Source organism: Albidovulum sp., assembly GCF_049646345.1.
In the GTDB taxonomy this organism is placed as follows: domain Bacteria; phylum Pseudomonadota; class Alphaproteobacteria; order Rhodobacterales; family Rhodobacteraceae; genus Albidovulum.
Genome location: NZ_JBARVQ010000827.1, coordinates 1 through 1,946, shown reverse-complemented (window position 1 = coordinate 1,946; position 1,946 = coordinate 1). Strand labels below are relative to the sequence as shown.

Below are 1,946 nucleotides of genomic sequence, written 5' to 3'. Positions count from 1 at the left end.
CCCCGGACCCCACCCGGAGTATTTTTGAACAGAAGAAGATGAGGAGCAGGCGATGTTCGATCTGACAGGAAAAACGGCGCTGGTCACCGGCGCATCGGGCGGGATCGGCGGCGCGGTCGCCAGGGCGCTGCATGGTGCGGGCGCGACCGTCGCCCTGTCCGGGACGCGCGAGGCGCCTTTGCAGGAGCTGGCGGCTGAGCTTGGCGAACGGGCGCATGTGTTGCCTTGCAACCTTTCGGATGCCGAGGCGGTCGAGGCGCTGCCGAAACAGGCCATCGCGGCGATGGGTGGGCTCGATATTCTGGTGAACAATGCGGGCATCACCCGCGACAACCTGTTCATGCGGATGTCGGATGACGACTGGCAATCGGTGATCGACGTCAACCTCACCTCCAGCTTCCGGCTTTGCCGGGGCGTGATGCGGCCGATGATGAAGGCGCGCTGGGGCCGGATCGTCAATATCACCTCGATCGTCGGCACCACCGGCAATCCCGGGCAGGGCAACTATTGCGCCGCGAAGGCCGGGCTGACCGGCATGTCAAAAGCGCTGGCGCAGGAAGTGGCGAGCCGTGGCATCACCGTAAACTGCGTCGCCCCCGGCTTCATCGCCACCGCGATGACCGACAAGCTGAACGATGAACAGAAAGACCGGATCTCTACCAATATCCCGGCGGGCCGCATGGGCACGCCTGAAGAGATCGCCGCGGCCGTGCTTTTCCTTGCCAGTGCCGAGGCGGGTTATGTGACGGGTGCCACCCTTCATGTGAATGGCGGTTTGGATATGGTCTGATCCGTCAGGCCTCGGAAAGCCTTGTTCCGGCGCGGGTCGTCAACGCGCGCCGGGCAAGGTGGATGAGCAGGCCGACCGGACCGAAGATCAGGGCAAAGGCCAGCGCGGGCAGGGTCGAGCGATGCGACTGACCAAGGCGCGCGGCATCGCGCGCGATCCAGGCGCCGACGAACAGATCGTAGATCAGGAAATGCACCCAGCCGGTCAGCGCACCGTTTGGATGCGACAGAAGGGCGATGACGGCAGGCAGGCTCTCCATGCCCGCATCGGGATTGGCCTGGCCAAGAAAGATCCCGGCACACAAAAGAACCATATAGATGCAGCCCAACAGTGCGGGCATCAGCGCCGAGTGGACCAGCCTCTCTGTCCATACAGCGCGTGGCGCGAAGAAAAGCAGAAACCAGCAGGGCGCGATCACCAAGTGGAGCAGAATGAACGCCAGATCATAGGTCATATAGAATTGTCCGTCCGGGCAGAATTCACGCGACGCTAGGTCAATCCCGCCCGACCCACAACCTGTGGTCATCGCCGGGTGCAATGGTGATTGCGAAAGCGTTTGCCTCGGGATTAGACTGTGCTATAGGCGGCGGCGAAGTGCCGGGACGGACATGCGCTTTTCCGGTTGCCTTTGCTTTATGCGGGGCATGAGCCGCTCGGACCGAGCAAGAGACCAGAAGGCGGGGGCGCCCCGCGAAAATGAGGATTTGACATGAGCGACATCGCAGATCGCGTGAAGAAAATTGTCGTCGAGCATCTTGGCGTCGAAGAGGACAAGGTGACTGAGAGCGCCTCGTTCATCGACGATCTGGGCGCGGACAGCCTCGACACGGTCGAGCTGGTCATGGCGTTCGAAGAAGAATTCGGGATCGAGATCCCCGATGACGCCGCCGAAACCATCCAGACCTTCGGCGACGCGGTCAAGTTCATCACCGAAGCCGCCTGAGCGGATCGGGAAGCAAGTTCGGAACGGCGCCCTTCGCGGGCGCCGTTTTCGTTTTGTCTGTGGCCAGAAAACAAGGCACGCTCTTTTGTGCGGTGTCGGCCTTGGTTGCTGCAAAGCGTATGCCCGCCGAATCTGAAAGGTATGGGGTTATCAGCCGCGTCTTGTATTTTCGGTTATGTCCCGCGGCTGCGTATGACTGACAACGCGCTTGGG

Annotated in this window: 4 protein-coding genes; 2 read left to right on the top strand and 2 right to left on the bottom strand. The window is 61.8% G+C overall.

Features of this window, described 5'->3' with window-relative positions:
* Window positions 1-52 precede the first annotated feature (52 nt).
* Window positions 53-790: a 3-oxoacyl-ACP reductase FabG gene (fabG, locus tag WBB85_RS21640; RefSeq protein ID WP_432640641.1), complete on the top strand. Its 738-nt coding sequence runs from the start codon at window positions 53-55 to the stop codon at window positions 788-790.
* A 4-nt stretch (window positions 791-794) separates the two neighbouring features.
* On the opposite strand, the gene WBB85_RS21635 is transcribed toward fabG, so the two are convergent.
* Entirely contained in the window at window positions 795-1,244 is a 450-nt protein-coding gene (locus WBB85_RS21635; protein WP_432640640.1) for an ABA4-like family protein, read from the bottom strand.
* A 255-nt stretch (window positions 1,245-1,499) separates the two neighbouring features.
* On the opposite strand from WBB85_RS21635, the gene WBB85_RS21630 reads away from it, so the two are divergent.
* Window positions 1,500-1,733 carry an acyl carrier protein gene (locus WBB85_RS21630; protein WP_347313100.1) on the top strand — a complete coding sequence of 78 codons (234 nt, stop codon included), beginning with the start codon at window positions 1,500-1,502 and terminating at the stop codon, window positions 1,731-1,733.
* Here the strand turns inward: WBB85_RS21630 and WBB85_RS21625 are convergent.
* A partial coding sequence (locus tag WBB85_RS21625) for a hypothetical protein (RefSeq protein ID WP_432640639.1) occupies window positions 1,717-1,946 on the bottom strand: 230 nt, incomplete at its 5' end. The two genes, WBB85_RS21630 and WBB85_RS21625, sit on opposite strands and share 17 nt — an antisense overlap.